Annotated in this window: 16 protein-coding genes; 9 read left to right on the forward strand and 7 right to left on the reverse strand. The window is 65.8% G+C overall.

The window, feature by feature from the left end; translation table 11 throughout:
* Positions 1-4: 4 nt before the first annotated feature.
* The 5 genes from sufC to BS38_RS0101985 are packed head-to-tail and all read right to left on the reverse strand — an operon-like array spanning position 5 to position 4,801.
* Positions 5-802: a Fe-S cluster assembly ATPase SufC gene (gene sufC / locus BS38_RS0101965; RefSeq protein WP_028269282.1), complete on the reverse strand. Its 798-nt coding sequence runs from the start codon at positions 800-802 to the stop codon at positions 5-7.
* 43 nt (positions 803-845) lie between these two features.
* On the reverse strand, positions 846-1,202 hold the full coding sequence (locus tag BS38_RS0101970) for a non-heme iron oxygenase ferredoxin subunit (RefSeq protein WP_028269283.1): 357 nt from the start codon (positions 1,200-1,202) through the stop codon (positions 846-848).
* 19 nt (positions 1,203-1,221) lie between these two features.
* Positions 1,222-2,472, reverse strand: coding sequence for a Fe-S cluster assembly protein SufD (gene sufD / locus BS38_RS0101975; protein WP_028269284.1), 1,251 nt, complete (start codon positions 2,470-2,472; stop codon positions 1,222-1,224).
* Positions 2,472-3,935, reverse strand: a complete 1,464-nt coding sequence (sufB, locus tag BS38_RS0101980; RefSeq protein ID WP_028269285.1) for a Fe-S cluster assembly protein SufB — start codon at positions 3,933-3,935, stop codon at positions 2,472-2,474. The genes sufD and sufB overlap by 1 nt, the downstream gene beginning before the upstream one ends.
* Positions 3,935-4,801 (reverse strand): helix-turn-helix transcriptional regulator, encoded by an 867-nt coding sequence (locus tag BS38_RS0101985; protein ID WP_043437452.1) that lies wholly within the window; start codon positions 4,799-4,801, stop codon positions 3,935-3,937. The genes sufB and BS38_RS0101985 overlap by 1 nt, the downstream gene beginning before the upstream one ends.
* A 114-nt stretch (positions 4,802-4,915) precedes the next feature.
* Here BS38_RS0101985 and BS38_RS0101990 point away from each other — a divergent pair, with 114 nt between their 5' ends.
* The 3 genes from BS38_RS0101990 to BS38_RS0102000 are packed head-to-tail and all read left to right on the forward strand — an operon-like array spanning position 4,916 to position 7,591.
* A complete protein-coding gene (locus BS38_RS0101990; RefSeq protein WP_028269287.1) occupies positions 4,916-5,884 on the forward strand; it encodes an ABC transporter ATP-binding protein in 969 nt (322 codons plus the stop codon).
* Positions 5,881-6,639: an ABC transporter permease gene (locus BS38_RS0101995; protein WP_028269288.1), complete on the forward strand. Its 759-nt coding sequence runs from the start codon at positions 5,881-5,883 to the stop codon at positions 6,637-6,639. The genes BS38_RS0101990 and BS38_RS0101995 overlap by 4 nt, the downstream gene beginning before the upstream one ends.
* A gap of 7 nt (positions 6,640-6,646) precedes the next feature.
* Positions 6,647-7,591, forward strand: coding sequence for a COX15/CtaA family protein (locus tag BS38_RS0102000; protein ID WP_028269289.1), 945 nt, complete (start codon positions 6,647-6,649; stop codon positions 7,589-7,591).
* A gap of 286 nt (positions 7,592-7,877) precedes the next feature.
* On the opposite strand, the gene BS38_RS0102005 is transcribed toward BS38_RS0102000, so the two are convergent.
* On the reverse strand, positions 7,878-8,837 hold the full coding sequence (locus tag BS38_RS0102005) for a heme o synthase (RefSeq protein ID WP_028269290.1): 960 nt from the start codon (positions 8,835-8,837) through the stop codon (positions 7,878-7,880).
* Between the two features lie 437 nt (positions 8,838-9,274).
* Here BS38_RS0102005 and tkt point away from each other — a divergent pair, with 437 nt between their 5' ends.
* The 6 genes from tkt (at position 9,275) to pgl (ending at position 17,540) form a co-directional block, all read left to right on the forward strand.
* Positions 9,275-11,392, forward strand: coding sequence for a transketolase (gene tkt, locus BS38_RS0102010; protein WP_028269291.1), 2,118 nt, complete (start codon positions 9,275-9,277; stop codon positions 11,390-11,392).
* Between the two features lie 64 nt (positions 11,393-11,456).
* Positions 11,457-12,572: a transaldolase gene (gene tal / locus BS38_RS0102015; RefSeq protein ID WP_028269292.1), complete on the forward strand. Its 1,116-nt coding sequence runs from the start codon at positions 11,457-11,459 to the stop codon at positions 12,570-12,572.
* 6 nt (positions 12,573-12,578) lie between these two features.
* Positions 12,579-14,216, forward strand: a complete 1,638-nt coding sequence (locus BS38_RS0102020; RefSeq protein WP_028269293.1) for a glucose-6-phosphate isomerase — start codon at positions 12,579-12,581, stop codon at positions 14,214-14,216.
* A 15-nt stretch (positions 14,217-14,231) separates the two neighbouring features.
* Complete coding sequence (gene zwf / locus BS38_RS0102025; RefSeq protein ID WP_028269294.1) at positions 14,232-15,794, forward strand: glucose-6-phosphate dehydrogenase; 1,563 nt, start codon at positions 14,232-14,234, stop codon at positions 15,792-15,794.
* Positions 15,791-16,732 (forward strand): glucose-6-phosphate dehydrogenase assembly protein OpcA, encoded by a 942-nt coding sequence (locus BS38_RS0102030; RefSeq protein WP_028269295.1) that lies wholly within the window; start codon positions 15,791-15,793, stop codon positions 16,730-16,732. The genes zwf and BS38_RS0102030 overlap by 4 nt, the downstream gene beginning before the upstream one ends.
* Positions 16,722-17,540, forward strand: a complete 819-nt coding sequence (gene pgl / locus BS38_RS0102035; protein WP_028269296.1) for a 6-phosphogluconolactonase — start codon at positions 16,722-16,724, stop codon at positions 17,538-17,540. The genes BS38_RS0102030 and pgl overlap by 11 nt, the downstream gene beginning before the upstream one ends.
* On the opposite strand, the gene BS38_RS0102040 is transcribed toward pgl, so the two are convergent.
* The gene (locus BS38_RS0102040; RefSeq protein WP_028269297.1) at positions 17,511-17,888 is read right to left on the reverse strand and encodes an RNA polymerase-binding protein RbpA; all 378 of its coding nucleotides are present in this window, start codon (positions 17,886-17,888) and stop codon (positions 17,511-17,513) included. The genes pgl and BS38_RS0102040 overlap by 30 nt on opposite strands.
* Positions 17,889-17,997 lie beyond the last annotated feature (109 nt).

The raw sequence follows: 17,997 nt of genomic DNA on the forward strand, positions 1-17,997 counted from the left end.
CTAACTAGCCCTGGACTGCAGCGTCGGCTGCAGAGATGGTGGCTGCGCCGGCACCCTTGGCGTAACGGTCGTAGCCCTCTTCTTCGAGGCGGTCGGCAAGTTCCGGGCCGCCTTCTTCGACAACCTGGCCGTCGACGAAAACGTGGACGAACTCAGGCTTGATGTAGCGCAGGATCCGCGTGTAGTGCGTGATGAGCAGCGTGCCCATGTTGCCTTCGGCGTGGGCGCGGTTGACGCCCTCGGAGACGACCTTCAGCGCGTCGACGTCCAGGCCGGAGTCGGTCTCGTCCAGCACGGCGAACTTCGGCTTGAAAAGCTCAAGCTGGAGGATCTCCACGCGCTTCTTTTCGCCGCCGGAGAAGCCTTCGTTGACGTTGCGCTGGGTGAAGTCGGCGTCGATGCGCAGCTTCTGCATGGCGGCCTTGACGTCCTTGGTCCAGGTACGCAGCTTCGGCGCTTCGCCGTCGATGGCGGTCTTGGCAGTGCGGAGGAAGTTGGTCATGCTCACACCGGGAACCTCCACCGGGTACTGCATGGCCAGGAAGACGCCGGCGCGGGCGCGCTCGTCCACGGACATGGCCAGGACGTCTTCGCCGTCCAGCGTGATGGAACCGCTGGTGACGTTGTAGCGCGGGTGGCCGGCTATGGTTGACGCCAGGGTGGACTTGCCCGAACCGTTGGGGCCCATGATGGCGTGCGTCTCACCGGTCCTGATGGTCAGGCTGACGCCTTTCAGGATCTCCTTGGTGCCCTGCTCGGTCTCAATGCTGACGTGCAGGTCCTTGATCTCAAGAGTTGACATGCTCTTCTTTCTTTTCGTTCGTAAGTCTTGTGAAGCCGGGCGCTCAGTAGTTGTTGACCGTGGCGCCGTTCAGAACATTGGTCACGTCCACGTAGACGTCGTCACCGTGAAGCTCGACGGCGAAGACCGGCACGGGATCGTAGGCAGGAAGCTGAAGCGGCTGGCCGTTCCGCAGGTCGAACTGCGAGCCGTGGCCCCAGCACTCGATCGCGCAGCCTTCAACCTCGCCTTCAGACAGCGAGATGTCCGCGTGCGAGCAGGTGTCGCCGATGGCGTGGATGTCGCCCATCGAATCCTTGACGACCGCTACGGGGTAGTCGTCGATCAGGATGCGCAGCGCCTGTTTCACCTGGATGTCGTTGGCATTGCATACCAGTTCACCCTTGGGCTGTTCACTCATGCGTTCCGGCCTGCCCGTTTCAGTTTTCGCTCGCGGCGAGCTCGCGCTCGACAGCTTCGGTCAGGCGCTCTTCGAGTGCCGGAACGTTGATCTTCTGGATGATTTCGTTGAGGAACCCGCGGACCACCAGGCGGCGGGCAACATCCTCGGGGATGCCGCGGGCCATGAGGTAGAACAGGTGCTCATCGTCGAAACGCCCGGTGGAGCTTGCGTGCCCGGCACCTTCGATAAGGCCCGTCTCGATTTCCAGGTTCGGAACCGAGTCCGCGCGGCAACCGTCCGTCAGGATCAGGTTCTGGTTCTTCTCGTACGAGTCGGTGCCCAGGGCCTGCTTCTGGATCAGGACATCGCCCACCCATACGGTGTGCGCGTCCTTGCCCTGCAGGGCGCCCTTGTAGAGCACATTCGATTTGCAGTTGGCCACGTTGTGGTCCACGAACGAGCGGTGCTCCAGGTGCTGTCCGGCGTCGGCGAAGTAGAGGCCCAGCAGCTCGGCCTCGGCGCCCTCGCCCGAGAATCGGACGTTGGAGTTCAGGCGCACGATGGATCCGCCCAGGGACACGGCGATGTGCTTGTACACAGCGTCCTTGCCAACCTGCGCGTCGTGCTGCGCGAGGTGCTTGGCGTCGTCTTCCCAGAGCTGGACCGAGATCACGGTGAGCTTGGCGCCTTCACCGACGATGACTTCCAGGTTGCCGTTGTGGTCGGCGGCACCGGTGTGCTCCAGGATCACGACGCTGCGGGAGTTGGCGCCCGCTTCAAGCACGTAGTGTGCGTTGGAGCGGTGGCCGGCGCCCCGGCCGTGGACCAGGATGCGGAGCGGCTCGGCGGGTTCGGCGTCCGCGGGGATGACGACGTGCAGCGCCTCCTCCGTGTTGGCGGAGGCGACGGCGGCGGCACGGTCCGCGGGGACCAGGACGGTTCCGCGCGGTGCTGACCCGGCAGCCAGCGGGGTGCGGACATACCCTTCCGGCGCGTCGACCGTGAAGTCGGCGGCCGGTGCGGGATCAAGATCCGTCGCGGTGTCGGAGAGCAGGTTGGCAAGCCCGCGGACCGGGCTGAAGCGCCATTCTTCTTCGCGGCCCGTGGGCAGCGGGAAGTCGGCGACATTGAAGCTCGTGAGGCGTTCGGCGCGGGAGGACATTACGGTCACGCCGTGATTGTGGCCGTGGTCCACCTTGGCGGCGACCAGTCCCTCGCCTTCCTCGGTGAAGCCTGCGATGGAAGGCGCCCCGATGCGGGCCTTTTCAGTAACAGTTTCGGCAGTCATTAACCGACGGATCCTTCCATCTGGAGTTCAATGAGGCGGTTCAGCTCGAGGGCGTATTCCATCGGCAGCTCGCGGGCGATCGGCTCGATGAAGCCGCGCACGATCATCGCCATGGCTTCGTCTTCGCGCATGCCGCGGGACATGAGGTAGAAGAGCTGCTCTTCGGAAACGCGCGAGACAGTTGCCTCGTGGCCCAGCTGGACGTCATCTTCGCGGATGTCGATGTACGGGTACGTGTCCGACCGGCTGATCGTGTCCACGAGGAGGGCGTCGCAGCGGACCGTGTTGGCCGAGTGCTTGGCGCCTTCGCGAACCTGGACCAGGCCGCGGTAAGCGGCACGGCCGCCGCCGCGGGCCACGGACTTGGAGATGATGGAGCTCTTGGTGTTCGGTGCGATGTGCACCATCTTCGAGCCCGTGTCCTGGTGCTGGCCTTCGCCGGCGAACGCGATGGACAGGGTTTCGCCCTTGGCGTGCTCGCCCACAAGGTAGACGGCCGGGTACTTCATGGTCACCTTGGAGCCGATGTTGCCATCGATCCATTCCATGGTGGCGCCCTCTTCGCAGATGGCGCGCTTGGTGACCAGGTTGTACACGTTCGTGGACCAGTTCTGGATGGTGGTGTAGCGGACGCGGGCGCCCTTCTTCACGATGATTTCCACCACGGCGGAGTGCAGCGAGTCCGAGGTGTAGATCGGCGCGGTGCAGCCTTCGATGTAGTGGACGTAGGAGTCCTCGTCGGCAATGATCAGGGTGCGCTCGAACTGGCCCATGTTTTCCGTGTTGATGCGGAAGTAAGCCTGCAGCGGGATGTCCACGTGGACGCCCTTGGGGACGTACACGAAGGAACCGCCGGACCAGACAGCCGTGTTCAGCGAAGCGAACTTGTTGTCGCCCACCGGGATGATGGTGCCGAAGTACTCCTGGAAGATCTCCGGGTGCTCGCGCAGCGCGGTGTCCGTGTCCAGGAAGATGACGCCCTGCTGTTCCAGGTCCTCGCGGATCTGGTGGTACACAACCTCGGACTCGTACTGTGCTGCGACGCCTGAAACCAGGCGGCTGCGCTCGGCTTCCGGAATGCCCAGCTTCTCGTAGGTATTGCGGATGTCCTCGGGGAGGTCCTCCCACGTGGCGGCCTGCTTCTCGGTGGAGCGCACGAAGTACTTGATGTTGTCGAAGTCGATGCCCGAGAGGTCTGCACCCCAGGTGGGCATGGGCTTGCGGTCGAAGTACTTCAGGCCCTTCAGACGCAGGTCCAGCATCCACTCCGGCTCGTTCTTCTTGGCCGAAATGTCCCGGACAACTTCGTCGTTGATGCCACGACGTGCGTTGGCTCCGACATCGTTCTTGTCGGCCCAGCCGTACTCATAGGTGCCAATACCGTGGAGCTCGGGGTTCTTCTCCAGAATCTCCGAAATCACAGTAGTTTCAGCAACCTTGTTCTCTGATAGTTGGTCCGTCATCACGGCCTTTCTTGCAGATGGTTGGATACTTCGCCCAGGCTGTCCGTGGTGTGTCCGGAGCCGGCAGGCCCCTTGGCCGGACGGCCTGTAGGTATGTGGGTGGTGCAGACGTGTCCGCCACGTGCCAGTGTGGACAGCCGCCGTACGTCAACGCCGACGAGCCGGGAAAACACTTCGGTTTCGACGTCGCAGAACACGGGGAACTTGGTGGCAAGCTGCTGGATGGGGCAATGCCCCTGGCACAGCTGGACGCTGGAGAGCGCAGCGGGGAGCGGCACCTTGGCCTCGATGGAGGCCGCGGAGGCCACGAAGCCGTCGCGGCTTAACGCGGCGGAAAGAGCTTGCGCCCGTGCGGTGATATCCGGTCCGGCGGCCTCGATCTCCGGCGCGTAGCGGCGCTCCATGTCGGAAAAACGCTCGACGGCGAACTCGCGGACGGCGTCGGGTCCGGCGATTTCCCCCAGGCGCTGGAGGGCCAGGCCGGCAATGTCGAGGTAGTCGTCGCCGAGGGTGGACTGGCCCTGCGTGCTCAGGACGTAGCGCCTCGCCGGGCGTCCTGCGCCGGCCCCTGCCTTCGCCACACGCTTGACTTCAATGACACCGCTGCGGGAGAGGTGGTCCAGGTGGCGGCGGACGGCCGCGGGAGTGAAGCCGAGCAGGTCGCCGAGTTCAGCTGCGCTGACCGGACCGTGCTCCAGCACCGCATTCAGGACGCGGTCGCGGGTGCGTTCGTCCGAGTCCGCCGGCAGCGTGTGCGGCGTGGCGGGCTGCCGGCCTGCGGGCGAAGAACTCCCGGGCCGGAACGGGCCGGCGGCGCCATCTGGCGCGGCGGACCCGGTTCGGGGCGCAGAAAGTCGAGTGCTCATGGAATACACAACACAATCATGTCGTAATTTACTCCCCCGTACTAGTAAGGCGAGGCTGACCTTCGGTCACATCCCGTCGGGTGGTGCGCCTACTACATCCCGTAGAATGCTTTGGTGCGATCTCCCGATTCTCCCGTCCTGTCCATTAAGGGACTCATTAAGGACGTTGGCCCGCTGGCCTCCCTTGACGGCAAGATGCTCCGGGTGGTCAGCGGCGTTTCCCTCGCCGCCGAACCCGGGCAGGTCACTGCCCTGCTGGGGGCCAACGGTGCCGGTAAGACAACCACCATCGAATGTGCGCAGGGCCTGCAGCGGCGGTCCGGCGGGACGGTCACCCTGCTGGGCCAGGACCCGGACACCGCAGGGGCGTCACTCCGTTCCCGGGTGGGTGTCATGCTGCAGGACGGCGGGCTGCCGCCGTCGGCCCGTCCCATCCCGCTCCTGAAGCATATCGCCGGGATGTACCGGAATCCATGGCCTGTCGATGAGCTGATCGGACGGCTGGGCATTGACACCTTTAGCCGGACCACCGTCCGGCGCCTTTCGGGCGGGCAGCGCCAGCGGCTTGCCCTGGCTGCGGCCCTCGTGGGAAACCCCGAAGTCCTCTTCCTGGACGAACCGAGTGCAGGACTGGATCCGCAGTCCCGCCAGCTCGTTTTCGAACTGATTTCGGAGCTGCGGGACGCCGGCATGGGAATCATCCTGACGACCCACCTCATGGACGACGCCCAGCGCCTGGCTGATTACGTGTACATCATCGACGCCGGCAGGAACGTGGCCGAAGGAACAGTGGCCCAGCTGCTGATGCGGAACCTGAGCACGGATGCCGCGCAGGAACATGTCCGCACACTGCTTTTCGAGGCCCGGCCCGGACTGGACTTCACGGGCGTGCTGCCCGCCGCCGTCGACGTCCGCGAAACCAGGGCGGGAAGCTACGCCGCTACCGGCGCGCTGACACCGGAAGACCTGGCAGCGCTGACAGCCTGGTGGGCCGCGCAAGGCATCATGCCCGGGTCCATGAGCCTGGAGGCACGGAGCCTGGAAGACGTATTTTTGGATATTTCGGGAAGGGAGATCCGATGAGCCGGGTCCTCGGCAGCGCTCCTGCCCCGCTTCTTCGCCGCATTCTGCTGCAGGGCAGGTACGAGGCGCTGACGATGCTGCGGAACGGCGAGCAACTCATCCTTGCAGTCGTCCTGCCGCTGCTTGCCCTGGTGGGCCTGACCGTCACCCCGTTGCTGGACGGCCTGGGGGGCACCCGGGTTGACGTTGCGGTGCCGGGCATCCTCGCTTTGTGCGCCATGTCCACCGCTTTCACCGGCCAGGGCATCTCCACCGGCTTTGACCGGCGCTACGGGGTGCTGCGTTTCCTGTCCACCACTCCCCTGGGCCGGACGGGCCTGATCGCCGGCAAGATCCTGGCAGTCCTGGCAGTCCTGGTCCTCCAGGTAGTGGTGGTGGGCGCGGTGGCGTTTGTGCTCGGCTGGAAGCCGACGACGGCGGGCTGGCTCCCGGCGCTGGTGCTCCTGGTTCTGGGGGCGGCAGCCTTCACAGCCCTGGGGCTGCTGGTGGCGGGTACGGTCCGGCCTGAGGCGACGCTGGCCATCACCAACCTCCTGTGGATCCTGCTCGGAGCCTTGGGCGGCATCGTCCTGCCGGCCGAACGGTTGCCCGGCCCGGCCCGGGAACTGGTGCACTTCCTGCCCTCCGGCGCCTTGGGCGAGGCCCTGAGGGACGCTTTCCTCGCCGGCACCTTCAATGGAGGCGCCACCCTAATCCTGCTGCTTTGGACGGCTATCGCCGGCGCAGCGGCCATCCGTTGGTTCAAGTGGAATTGAGAAAACCGTGAGTACGGCATCGCGCCTCCCCCAAATCCTAGGACGCATGACGTCCAAGCTCCCCGTTACGGTCGACTCGACCGTCCGACGGCTGGCCGTCCTGTCACTGATCGGGCAGACGGTGCTTGTGGTGACCGGCGGCGCGGTCCGCCTCACCGCGTCCGGACTCGGCTGCCCCACCTGGCCCCGCTGCACTGACGTGTCACTGGTCAACACGCCGGAGATGGGCATCCACGGCTTCATCGAATTCGGAAACCGGCTCCTGACGTTCGCCCTGGCCGCAATCGCAGTCCTGATGCTGGTGTACCTGTGGAACCTGCGCAAAGAGCGCCGGGACCTGTTCCTGCTGGCCCTGGGCCTGCTGGCCAGCATCCCGGCACAGGCAGTCATCGGCGGCATTACGGTTCTCACCCAGCTCAACCCCTGGGTTGTGGGCCTGCACTTCCTGGTCTCGATGGCCCTCGTTGTTATCGCCACCCTGCTGGTCAACAGGGTGTACGGCCGTACGGGACGGTTCCCCGCCGTCGGACTTCCCGCCCTCCCGGGAGCCGCACGTCCGGTGATGGCCGCCGTCGCCCTGTTCTCCGCCGTCGCCGTGACCCTTGGCGTGGTGGTGACGGGCGCCGGACCGCACGCGGGCGATGCGGACGCGCCCAGAAACGGCCTTGACTGGGATCTCTTCTCCCACATCCACGCTGTGCCGGCCTATCTCGTCACCGCCGGAGCACTGTTCGGCGTGTTCCTTGTGTTCCGGGACCGGATCCAAGGCCCCTTCCGCACCGCAGTGCTGCTGCTGCTCGGAGTCACTGTGCTGCAGGCGGCCATCGGCTTCACGCAGTATTACAACGGCATTCCCGCCCTGCTGGTGGGCGCCCACATGCTGGGCGCCGCGCTGCTCATGAGCGCCGCCACGAACGCCGCGGACATCGCACGGTTCAGCCCGGCCAAGTAAGAACTGGCGGTGCTGCGGCACGAGGCCGTCACGTAAGACGCCTCCCGCTCAGCTGTACAGCCCTGAGAAGCACCCCGGACCGTAAGGACCGGGGTGTTTCTCTTTGCCCCGCCGCACCCGGCGACGCTCGCTCACTTCCTGCGGTCCTTTCGACGACCCTCTCGCACTCATGGCCGGACGACAGAACCCTCCCTCACCTTGGGGTGAGGGAGGGTCCGGGAGAAAGCGGCAGGTAGTGAGAGAGGGTCCGGGGTTGACCGGCGGGAAGTCGAAGTGGGAGAGGGACCTAGCCCATGATGGCTGAACCCACGAAGGGGTCCACGGCCAGTGCAATGAAGAGCAGGGTCAGGTAGCTGATGGAACCGTGGAACACCTTCATGGCTCCCTTGTTGGAGACGTCGCCACCCTGGGCCCGGTTGTACAGGGCGTGCGATTCGTACAGGAACCAGGCGCCGGCGACGACGGCGGTGACGGTATAGACCCAGCCCGCCCCGCCTGCAGGAACCAGCAGCAGCGAGCAGGCAACCATGGCCCACGCGTACAGGACCACCTGGACCGAGACGACCTTTGCACCGGCGATTGCTCCGAGCATCGGCACATTGGCGTTGCGGTAGTCCTCGCCGTAGCGCATGGACAGCGGCCAGTAGTGCGGCGGGGTCCAGAGGAAGATCACCATGAACAGGACGATGGCAGGCCACTCGACCGTGTTGGTCACGGCGGCCCAGGCAATCAGCACCGGGAAGCATCCGGCTGCTCCGCCCCAGACAATGTTCTGGGCCGTGCGGCGCTTAAGGATCATGGTGTAGATGACCACGTAAAAGACGATGGCCCCGAGGCCGAGCCAGGCCGACAGCGGGTTGGCGCCAAACCAGAGGATCGCGATTGCGGCGGCCCCCAGCAGCCAGGAGAACACCAGCGCCTCGCGGGGAGTCACTTCTCCGGTGACGAGGGGGCGGTTCTCGGTCCGGTGCATGAGCTTGTCGATGTCACGGTCGAGGTAGCAGTTGAAGGCGCCCGCACTGCCTGCCGCGAAAGCACCGCCGACAAGCGTGGCCAGGATCAGGCCGATGGAAGGGAATCCGCGCTCGGCGTAGATCATGGTAGGCAGCGTGCTCACGAGGAGCAGTTCAATGACCCGCGGTTTCGTGAGGGCCAGGTACGCCTTGGCTTTGCGGGCTATCCCGATCTTTCCGGGGAGCCGGGAGGCGTTCAGCGGCGTATCTGTTGTGCTCACGGTGGCAGTCACTCTGTTCTGTCTGGCTGTTCAGTCCGGCTGGTTCTCGCAGCGGCGGCGGCCCAAAACGGGCCCGCTCCCTCCGGCGGTGGCCTCCGAATATCATACCGTGGCTCCCGGGCGTCCAAAGCCCCCATGATTCCGTCAGGTTAACCGATCCTCACGGTGCCTGCCGCCCTCGGTGATTCATATAAGGAAAATCAGTCCACTTAGTGAGATACACGCTGACCAGCCCTTGGAATGGGGCTAAGCTGTCTGCAGATCAGCACGCAAGGAATGCCAATGGAATGCGCATTCCCGGAATCTCGAACGCGACTGAATGAAGATCAACGTTTCAATGGTGAACGGCTGGTACTAACCGCAGCGGGCACCAACATGCGTGCCCCCGCTCCGGCCTGTTCGTACCACCTGCCGTCAGCACAGAGAGGGGCCCGGTTTTCGTGCCACATTTGGAAGAGCAAGAACTGTCATGGACCAGTTTGGACCAGCGAGCCGTTGATACGGTCCGCATTCTGGCCGCGGATGCGGTCGAAAAAGTAGGGAACGGCCACCCCGGCACCGCGATGAGCCTTGCACCGGCCGCGTACCTTCTCTTCCAGAAGCTGATGCGCCATGACCCGAAGAACCCGGACTGGATCGGCCGCGACCGGTTCATCCTCTCTCCCGGCCACACGTCACTGACGCTGTACATCCAGCTGTTCCTCTCCGGCTACGGCCTGGAACTCGATGACCTGAAGGCGCTGCGCACCTGGGGTTCGCTGACACCGGGGCACCCGGAGTACAAGCACACCGCCGGTGTGGAGATCACCACCGGCCCGCTGGGCCAGGGCCTGGCCTCCTCGGTCGGGTTCGCATACTCCCAGCGCCGCCAACGCGGCCTGTTCGACGCCGACGCTCCCGCCGGCGAGTCCCCGTTCGACCACACCATCTGGGTCATTGCGTCCGACGGCGACCTCCAGGAAGGCGTGACCTCCGAGGCTTCCTCGCTGGCCGGCCACCAGGAACTCGGCAACCTTGTTGTTGTTTACGACGAGAACCACATCTCCATCGAAGACGACACCGACGTCGCCTTCACCGAGGACGTCCTCAAGCGCTACGAGTCCTACGGCTGGCACGTCCAGCGTGTGGACTGGACCAAGACCGGCGAATACAAGGAAGACGTGCAGGAACTGTACGCCGCCCTGATCGCCGCGAAGGCAGAGACCTCCAAGCCCTCGATCGTGTCGCTGCGCACCATCATCGGCTACCCGGCCCCGAAGAAACAGAACACCGGCAAGATCCACGGCTCGGCCCTGGGTGCCGAGGAAGTCGCGGCACTGAAGAACGTGCTGGGCTTTGACCCCGCAAAGACGTTCGAGGTTGACCAGGAGGTGCTGGCCCACGCCCGCGCTGTAGTGGACCGCGGTGCAGCCGCCCGCGCCGAATGGCAGGACTCCTTCGAAGCATGGCAGGCCGGGAACCCGGAGGGTGCAGCCCTTCTGGAACGGGTCGAGGCCCGCAAGCTGCCCGTCGAGCTCGACGGCGCCCTGCCGGTGTTCGAAGCCGGCAAGGATGTCTCCACCCGCGCCGCGTCGGGCAAGGTCCTGAACGCGATCGGCCCGGTCATGCCGGAACTGTGGGGCGGTTCAGCCGACCTCGCGGAGTCCAACAACACCACCATCGAGGGTTCGGCGTCATTTATCCCGGTCTCCCGCTCCACTGATGCGTGGAAGGGCAACCCTTACGGCCGGGTCCTGCACTTCGGCATCCGTGAGCACGCCGCGGCCTCGATCGTGAACGGCATCGCCCTGCACGGGAAGACCCGCGCGTTCTCCGGCACCTTCCTGATCTTCTCCGACTACCAGCGCCCGGCCATCCGCCTCGGCGCGCTGATGGGTGTCCCGTCCCTGTACGTCTGGACGCACGACTCCATCGGCCTGGGCGAAGACGGCCCCACCCACCAGCCGGTGGAGCAGCTGGCATCCCTGCGCGCCATTCCGGGCCTGGACGTTGTCCGCCCCGGTGACGCCAACGAGGTCGCCGCAGCCTGGAAGGTCATGCTCGAAAACCACGAGAACCCGGCCGGCATCGTCCTGACCCGCCAGAACATTCCCACCTACGCCCGCGGCGAAGGCGACGCCGAGGGTGACACCTTCGGTGCCGTCACCGGCGTGGCCAAGGGCGGCTACGTCCTGGCCGAAGCGTCCAAGGACGGCAAGACCGCGGACGCCCAGGTCATCCTGATCGGCACCGGGTCCGAGGTCCAGCTGGCCGTGAACGCCCGCGAAGCCCTCCAGGCCGAAGGCATCCCCACCCGCGTGGTGTCGATGCCGTGCGTCGAGTGGTTCAACAAGCAGGACGCCGCCTACCGCGAGGCCGTCCTCCCGGCCGGCGTCAAGGCACGCGTGTCCGTGGAAGCCGGGCTGGCCCTGGGCTGGAAGGAATTCGTTGGCGACGCCGGCCGTTCCATCAGCCTCGAGCACTTCGGCGCCTCCGCCGACTACAAGCGCCTCTTCCAGGAATTCGGCATCACCGCCGAAGCAGTCACCGCCGCCGCGAAGGAATCCCTCGCAGGTCTCGCCAACTGATCCAACACCACGGTTCCGGGGGACCCAGGTCCCCCGGAACCCATGATTTCCAGGAGTTAATGACATGACTACCCCCACCCAGCAGCTCTCGGACGCCGGCGTCTCGATCTGGCTTGACGACCTCTCCCGCGGCCGCCTGCAGACCGGCACCCTTCGCAAGCTCATCGAAGAGAAGAACGTCGTTGGCGTCACCACCAACCCGTCGATCTTCCACGCCGCCATCACCACCGGCCACGACTACGACACCGTGATCGCAGCCCAGGCAGCAGCCGGCGCCACTGTTGAAGAGACCGTCTTCGAAATCACCACCACCGACGTTGCCGACGCCTGCGACCTGTTCGCGCCCGTCGCCGCCGCAACCAAGGGTGTTGACGGCCGCGTGTCCATCGAAGTGGACCCCCGCCTCGCCTGGGACACCGCCGGCACCATCGCCGAAGCGAAGCACCTCTACAAGAAGGTCAACAAGGACAACGTCCTGATCAAGATCCCGGCAACCCTCGAAGGCCTCGAAGCCATCACGGCCACTTTGGCTGAGGGCATCAGCGTCAACGTCACGCTGATCTTCTCGCTGGAGCGCTACCGCGCCGTCATCAACGCCTTCCAGTCCGGCCTGGAGCAGGCCAAGGGCAACGGCCACGACCTCTCCAAGATCCACTCGGTCGCGTCCTTCTTCGTCTCCCGCGTGGACGCCGAAATCGACAAGCGCCTCGACGCCGTCGGCACCGACGAGGCCAAGGCCCTCAAGGGCAAGGCCGGACTGGCCAACGCCCGCCTGGCCTACCAGGTCTACGAAGAGCTCTTCTCCACCGAACGCTGGGGCTTGCTGGCCGAAGCCGGCGCCCTGCCGCAGCGTCCGCTGTGGGCCTCCACCGGCGTAAAGGACCCGGCCTACCCGGACACCCTCTACGTCACGGAGCTCGTCGCACCCGGCGTGGTCAACACCATGCCGGAGAAGACCCTCGATGCCACCTTTGACCACGGCGTCGTCACCGGCGACACCGTCACCCGCGGCTACGACGACGCAAATGCGACGCTGAACGCCCTCGACGCACTGGGAATCTCCTACAACGAGGTCGTGGCGCTGCTTGAGTCGGAAGGCCTGGACAAGTTCGTGGCCAGCTGGAAGGAACTGCTGGGTGACGTCGAAGACGCCCTGGCCTCTGCACGGAAGGCTTCCTAACCCATCATGAGCACACTCAGCTACGACGCCACCGGCGCAGCCCGCGAGGCACTTGAGCAGCACCTCCCAGCACTGCTGGAAGACCGCATTGCCACCCGGATTTTCGCGAAGGACCATACCCTGTGGGGTCCGGACGCCGAACAGGAATCCGCTATCCGGCTGGGCTGGGTGGAGGCGGCCACCGTCTCCCAGCCGCTGGTCAGCGGCATCCTGGAACTCCGCGATGCACTGAAGGCCGAAGGCGTAACGCGTATTGTCCTTTGCGGCATGGGCGGCTCCTCGCTGGCACCTGAGGTCATCGCGGGCACCGCTGGCGTCGAGCTGACTGTGCTTGACAGCACCGACCCGGAGCAGGTCAGTGCTGCATTGGTGGACCGCCTTGCCGAAACCGCGATTGTGGTTTCGTCCAAGTCAGGATCCACCGTTGAGACCGATTCCCAGCGTCGGATCTTCGAGCAGGCCTTCACCGACGCCGGCATCGATGCCAAGAGCCGCATCGTGATCGTCACCGATCCCGGCTCACCGTTGGACAAGGCCTCACGGGAGGCGGGCTACCGCGCCGTCTTCAACGCCGACCCCAACGTCGGCGGCCGTTTCTCGGCACTGACCGCCTTCGGACTGGTCCCCTGCGGCCTGGCCGGAGTGGACATCCAGGCGTTCCTGGATGAAGCCGAAGAGGCAGCCGAAATCCTCAATGAGGACGCACCCGAGAACATCGGCCTCGCCCTGGGAGCAGCCCTTGGCGGCACCAGCCCGCTGCGCAACAAGATCGTCATTGCGGAAGACGGATCCGGCATCGTCGGCTTCGCCGACTGGGCAGAACAGCTCATCGCCGAATCCACCGGCAAGCTCGGCACCGGCGTCCTGCCCGTCGTGGCCGGTCCGTCGGCACCGGAGGTCACTTCGGGTGCCGCTGACATCCTGGTGGTGCGCCTGGTCGCGGCCGACGCCGACGACGTGCAGCTCGGCGAAAACGAGGTTGCCATTGCCGGCGGCCTGGCCACGCAGATGATGGTGTGGGAATTCGCCACGGCGGTGGCCGGCCGGCTTCTGGGCATCAACCCGTACGACCAGCCGGACGTGGAGGCCGCCAAGATTGCAGCCCGCGGCCTGCTGGACGCACAGCCCGAGCCGACCCCCGCCAATTTCGTCGACGGCGCCATCGAGGTCCGCGGCGGCGACTGGCTGGGTGACGCCTCAACGGCGTCCGCGGCCGTCTCCGCACTACTCTCGCAGCTTGCCGACGACAGCTACCTCAGCGTCCAGGCGTACTTCGACCGTCTCGCATACGCCCCGTTCGAAGGGGTCCGCGACCAGCTCGCGGCAGCCACCGGGCGTCCGGTGACGTTCGGCTGGGGCCCTCGCTTCCTCCACTCCACCGGCCAGTTCCACAAGGGCGGACCCGCCATCGGCGTGTTCCTGCAGGTAACTGCCGACTCCCCCACGGACCTGTCCATCCCGGAGCGGCCGTTCACGTTCGGTGAACTGATCTCGGCGCAGGCCGCCGGCGACGCCCAGGTTCTCACCGAACACGGCCGTCCCGTCCTCCGCCTGCACCTCACGGACCGCGCTGCCGGCGTCAAGCAGCTGCAGGACATTGTTTCAGAGCTCGCCGGCCAGGCAGCATCCCACACTGAAAGCTAAGGCACCGAAGCAACCATGCCAGAAACTGAAATCGGCAGCAGGAAATCTGCTGGGCGGGGCCGCAACCCGCTGAGGGACCCGCGGGACCGCCGGCTTAACCGCATTGCCGGGCCCTCCTCGCTGGTCCTCTTCGGAGTGACCGGCGACCTCGCCCGCAAGAAGCTCATGCCTGCCGTGTATGACCTGGCGAACCGGGGGCTGTTGCCGCCGAGTTTTGCCTTGGTGGGCTTCGCCCGGCGGCAGTGGGAGAACGAGGACTTCGCCGCCGAGGTCAAGGCGGCCGTGATGGCCTACGCCAGGACCCCGTTTGACGAAGCGGTCTGGAACCAGCTGTCGGAGGGCATCCGGTTTGTCCAGGGCGAGTTCGACGACGATGACGCCTTTGAGCGGCTCGGCGACACGATCGATGAACTGGACGAGCAGCGCGGAACGCGGGGGAACCACGCGTTCTACCTCTCGATCCCGCCGAAGGCGTTCGAGCAGGTTTGCCGGCAGCTGTCCAAGCATGGCCTGGCGCAGGCCGAGGGTGATAAGTGGCGGCGGGTGGTGATCGAAAAGCCGTTCGGGCACGACCTCGAGTCGGCCCGGCAGCTGAACGACATCGTGGAGTCCGTGTTCCCGCCGGATGCGGTGTTCCGGATCGATCACTACCTGGGCAAGGAAACGGTCCAGAACATCCTGGCGCTGCGGTTCGCGAACCAGCTGTTCGAACCGTTGTGGAACGCGAACTACGTGGACCATGTTCAGATCACCATGGCCGAGGACATCGGCACCGGCGGCCGGGCCGGGTATTACGACGGTGTGGGCGCGGCCCGCGACGTCATCCAGAACCACCTGCTCCAGCTCCTGGCGCTCACGGCGATGGAGGAACCCATTTCCTTCAACGCCGATGACCTGCGGGCCGAGAAGGAAAAGGTCCTGGCCGCGGTCAAGCTCCCGGACGACCTGTCCACGCACTCGGCGCGCGGGCAGTTCGCCGGCGGCTGGCAGGGCGGGGAGCAGGTGCTCGGGTACCTGGAGGAGGAAGGCATTCCCGCCGACTCCACGACGGAAACCTATGCCGCGGTCCGGGTGGACATCCACACCCGGCGCTGGGCCGGGGTGCCGTTCTACCTGCGTGCCGGCAAACGCCTGGGACGCAGGGTGACGGAAATCGCCGTCGTATTCAAGCGCGCCCCCAACCTGCTCTTCCGCGACCACGGGGAGGATGACTTCGGCCAGAATGCCGTGGTGATCCGGGTCCAACCCGATGAGGGCGCAACGATCCGTTTCGGGTCCAAGGTCCCGGGCACGCAGATGGAAGTCCGCGACGTGACGATGGACTTCGGCTACGGCCACTCGTTCACCGAATCGTCCCCGGAAGCCTATGAGCGGCTGATCCTGGACGTGCTTCTCGGTGAGCCGCCGCTGTTCCCGCGGCACCAGGAAGTGGAACTGTCCTGGAAGATCCTGGATCCCTTTGAAGAGTACTGGGCCAGCCTGGGTGAACAGCCCGAGCCCTACGCCCCCGGAAGCTGGGGGCCCGCCTCGGCCGATGAGCTGCTGGCCCGTGACGGACGAACCTGGAGAAGGCCATGATCGTAGATCTTCCCGATACAACAACCTCAGCCATCTCCAAGAAGATCATGTCCCTGCGCGAGCAGGGCGGCGTGATCGCGCTCGGACGGGTGCTGACCCTCGTGGTCGTCACCAAGTCCGGGCTCGAAGAGGAGGCCATCGAAGCGGCCAACGAAGCCAGCCGGGAACACCCCTGCCGGATCATCGTCCTGGCCGACGCCGGCGCCCAGGCCCCGACACGCCTGGACGCGCAGATCCGGGTGGGCGGCGACGCCGGTGCCTCCGAAGTGATCGTGCTGCGGGGATACGGCGAGCTCGCCGAGGAAAGCGAATCCCTCGTCGCGGCGCTGCTGCTCCCGGACGCCCCGATCGTGGCCTGGTGGCCGCACGGTGCGCCGAAGAGCGCATGTGAGACCTCCATCGGCCGGATAGCGCACCGCCGGATCACCGACTCGGCCAACGAGGAGGACCCGCAAAAGGCGCTCGATAACATCCGCAACACCTACAAGGCCGGCGACACCGACCTCGCCTGGACCCGCCTGACCAACTGGCGGATCCAGCTCGCGGCAGTGCTGGACCAGGTGGACTCCTCACCCGTGACGGCCGTCGCCGTCGAGGGCGCCTCGGACTCCCCCAGCACCCTCCTGCTGGCAGCCTGGCTGACACTGGCCCTGGACGCGCCCGTGACCATCGTGGCCGACCCCGCCGGAACCGGGATCCGCCGCGTCCGGCTCAGCCGCGCCAGCGGCGACGTCCAGCTCTTCCGACCCGGCCTGTCCGTAGCGGAACTGACCCAGCCGGGCCAGCCGGCGCAGCGCATCTCGCTGCCGCGCCGCAGCCTGCGGGACTGCCTCGCCGAAGAACTCCGCCGCCTGGATCCCGACGAAGTGTTCGGTGAAGTGATTACTATTGGACTGCCCCGTACAAATCTAAGGAGTGTCCGTCCCAGTGAGCGCTGATCCCAGAGTAAGCATCCACCCCGACTCATCCGTATTGATGGCGGCCATCGCAGCGCGGCTCATCACCAAGCTCGTGGACGTCCAGGACAAACACGGTGAGGCGACGGTGGTGCTTACAGGCGGCACTGTGGGGATCGGAACGCTCAAGGCGGTGGCCGACTCCGCGGCGGCTCCGGCCGTGAACTGGTCCAAGGTGAATTTCTGGTGGGGCGACGAGCGATTCGTCGGCGGCACCGACAACGACCGGAACACGCTCCAGGCCCGTGAGGCCCTGCTGTCCCGCATAGCGGTTGACCCGGAACGGGTGCACGAACCGGGTTCAACGGACGACTTCGCCACGCCGGAGGAGGCTGCCGCTGACTATGCGCGCCGCCTTGCCGAGGCAGCCGCGGCGGAGCATGCTGCGGACATGTCCGATGACCGTCCCGAGAACCCGGGGGCACTTCCCCGGTTCGACGTGGTCCTTCTTGGTGTGGGGCCGGATGCCCACGTGGCTTCGTTGTTCCCTGAGCAGGCAGGCATCAGGGAAAAGGAGCTCACGGTCGTGGGGGTCCGGAATTCGCCGAAACCGCCGCCCGAACGGATTTCCTTGACCCTCCGTGCCATCAACACGGCCAGCGAAGTCTGGATGGTTGTTGCGGGCGAGGACAAGGCCGGCGCCGTGGGGCTCGCCCTGGCCGGCGCCAACCCGGTTCAGGTTCCGGCGGCAGGGCCGGCCGGACGGTCACAGACGCTGTGGCTGATCGATGAGAATGCAGCCGCAAGGGTTCCCGAGCAGCTAGTCCGTAAAGGTCCCGCGGGCTCTTAGCCGCTCCAGCGCTCCAGCCAGCACGTCTTCGGCGTCCTGGCTGGAGCGCCGCTCTTTAACGTACTCGAGGTGGCTCTTGTAGCCCTCCTCCGCATGATGCGGGAGCTCGACCCGGGTCTCGTCCCGCGATGCCAGGCCTCCGCAGCGGCGGCAGTCCCAGACCGCCGGTATTTGGTCTTCCGGGAGCTTAATGAAAACTGGCCGCGTCTCGTGTCCCTTGGCGCACCAATAGGAAACACGAATACGCGGCAAGCGTTCACCGACGACGTCGTTTGGCTGAATTTTGGGGGCCGACCCCTCGGACGCCCCCACACGGGTTCCCCGGAACCCTGAAGCAGCATGCACCATCGGGAACTCCTGGCTACTCGACTGACCGGTATTTGGACACCAACAGCCACAGTGTAATTCGGAGTTCCCGACGGCGGCAGGGCCGTTAGTACCGGGAATGTGTAAATTC

This window comes from Arthrobacter sp. UNC362MFTsu5.1 (assembly GCF_000685965.1).
In the GTDB taxonomy this organism is placed as follows: domain Bacteria; phylum Actinomycetota; class Actinomycetes; order Actinomycetales; family Micrococcaceae; genus Arthrobacter.

Bases quoted from the DNA above. Each gene is read 5' to 3' on its own strand.
- sufB (WP_028269285.1), bottom strand. From the start codon at position 3,935: ATGACGGACCAACTATCAGAGAACAAGGTTGCTGAAACTACTGTGATT.
- zwf (WP_028269294.1), top strand. From the start codon at position 14,232: ATGCCAGAAACTGAAATCGGCAGCAGGAAATCTGCTGGGCGGGGCCGC.
- BS38_RS0102020 (WP_028269293.1), top strand. From the start codon at position 12,579: ATGAGCACACTCAGCTACGACGCCACCGGCGCAGCCCGCGAGGCACTT.
- BS38_RS0102030 (WP_028269295.1), top strand. From the start codon at position 15,791: ATGATCGTAGATCTTCCCGATACAACAACCTCAGCCATCTCCAAGAAG.
- BS38_RS0101985 (WP_043437452.1), bottom strand. From the start codon at position 4,801: ATGAGCACTCGACTTTCTGCGCCCCGAACCGGGTCCGCCGCGCCAGAT.
- sufD (WP_028269284.1), bottom strand. From the start codon at position 2,472: ATGACTGCCGAAACTGTTACTGAAAAGGCCCGCATCGGGGCGCCTTCC.
- BS38_RS0101995 (WP_028269288.1), top strand. From the start codon at position 5,881: ATGAGCCGGGTCCTCGGCAGCGCTCCTGCCCCGCTTCTTCGCCGCATT.
- BS38_RS0101970 (WP_028269283.1), bottom strand. From the start codon at position 1,202: ATGAGTGAACAGCCCAAGGGTGAACTGGTATGCAATGCCAACGACATC.
- BS38_RS0102040 (WP_028269297.1), bottom strand. From the start codon at position 17,888: ATGGTGCATGCTGCTTCAGGGTTCCGGGGAACCCGTGTGGGGGCGTCC.
- tal (WP_028269292.1), top strand. From the start codon at position 11,457: ATGACTACCCCCACCCAGCAGCTCTCGGACGCCGGCGTCTCGATCTGG.
- sufC (WP_028269282.1), bottom strand. From the start codon at position 802: ATGTCAACTCTTGAGATCAAGGACCTGCACGTCAGCATTGAGACCGAG.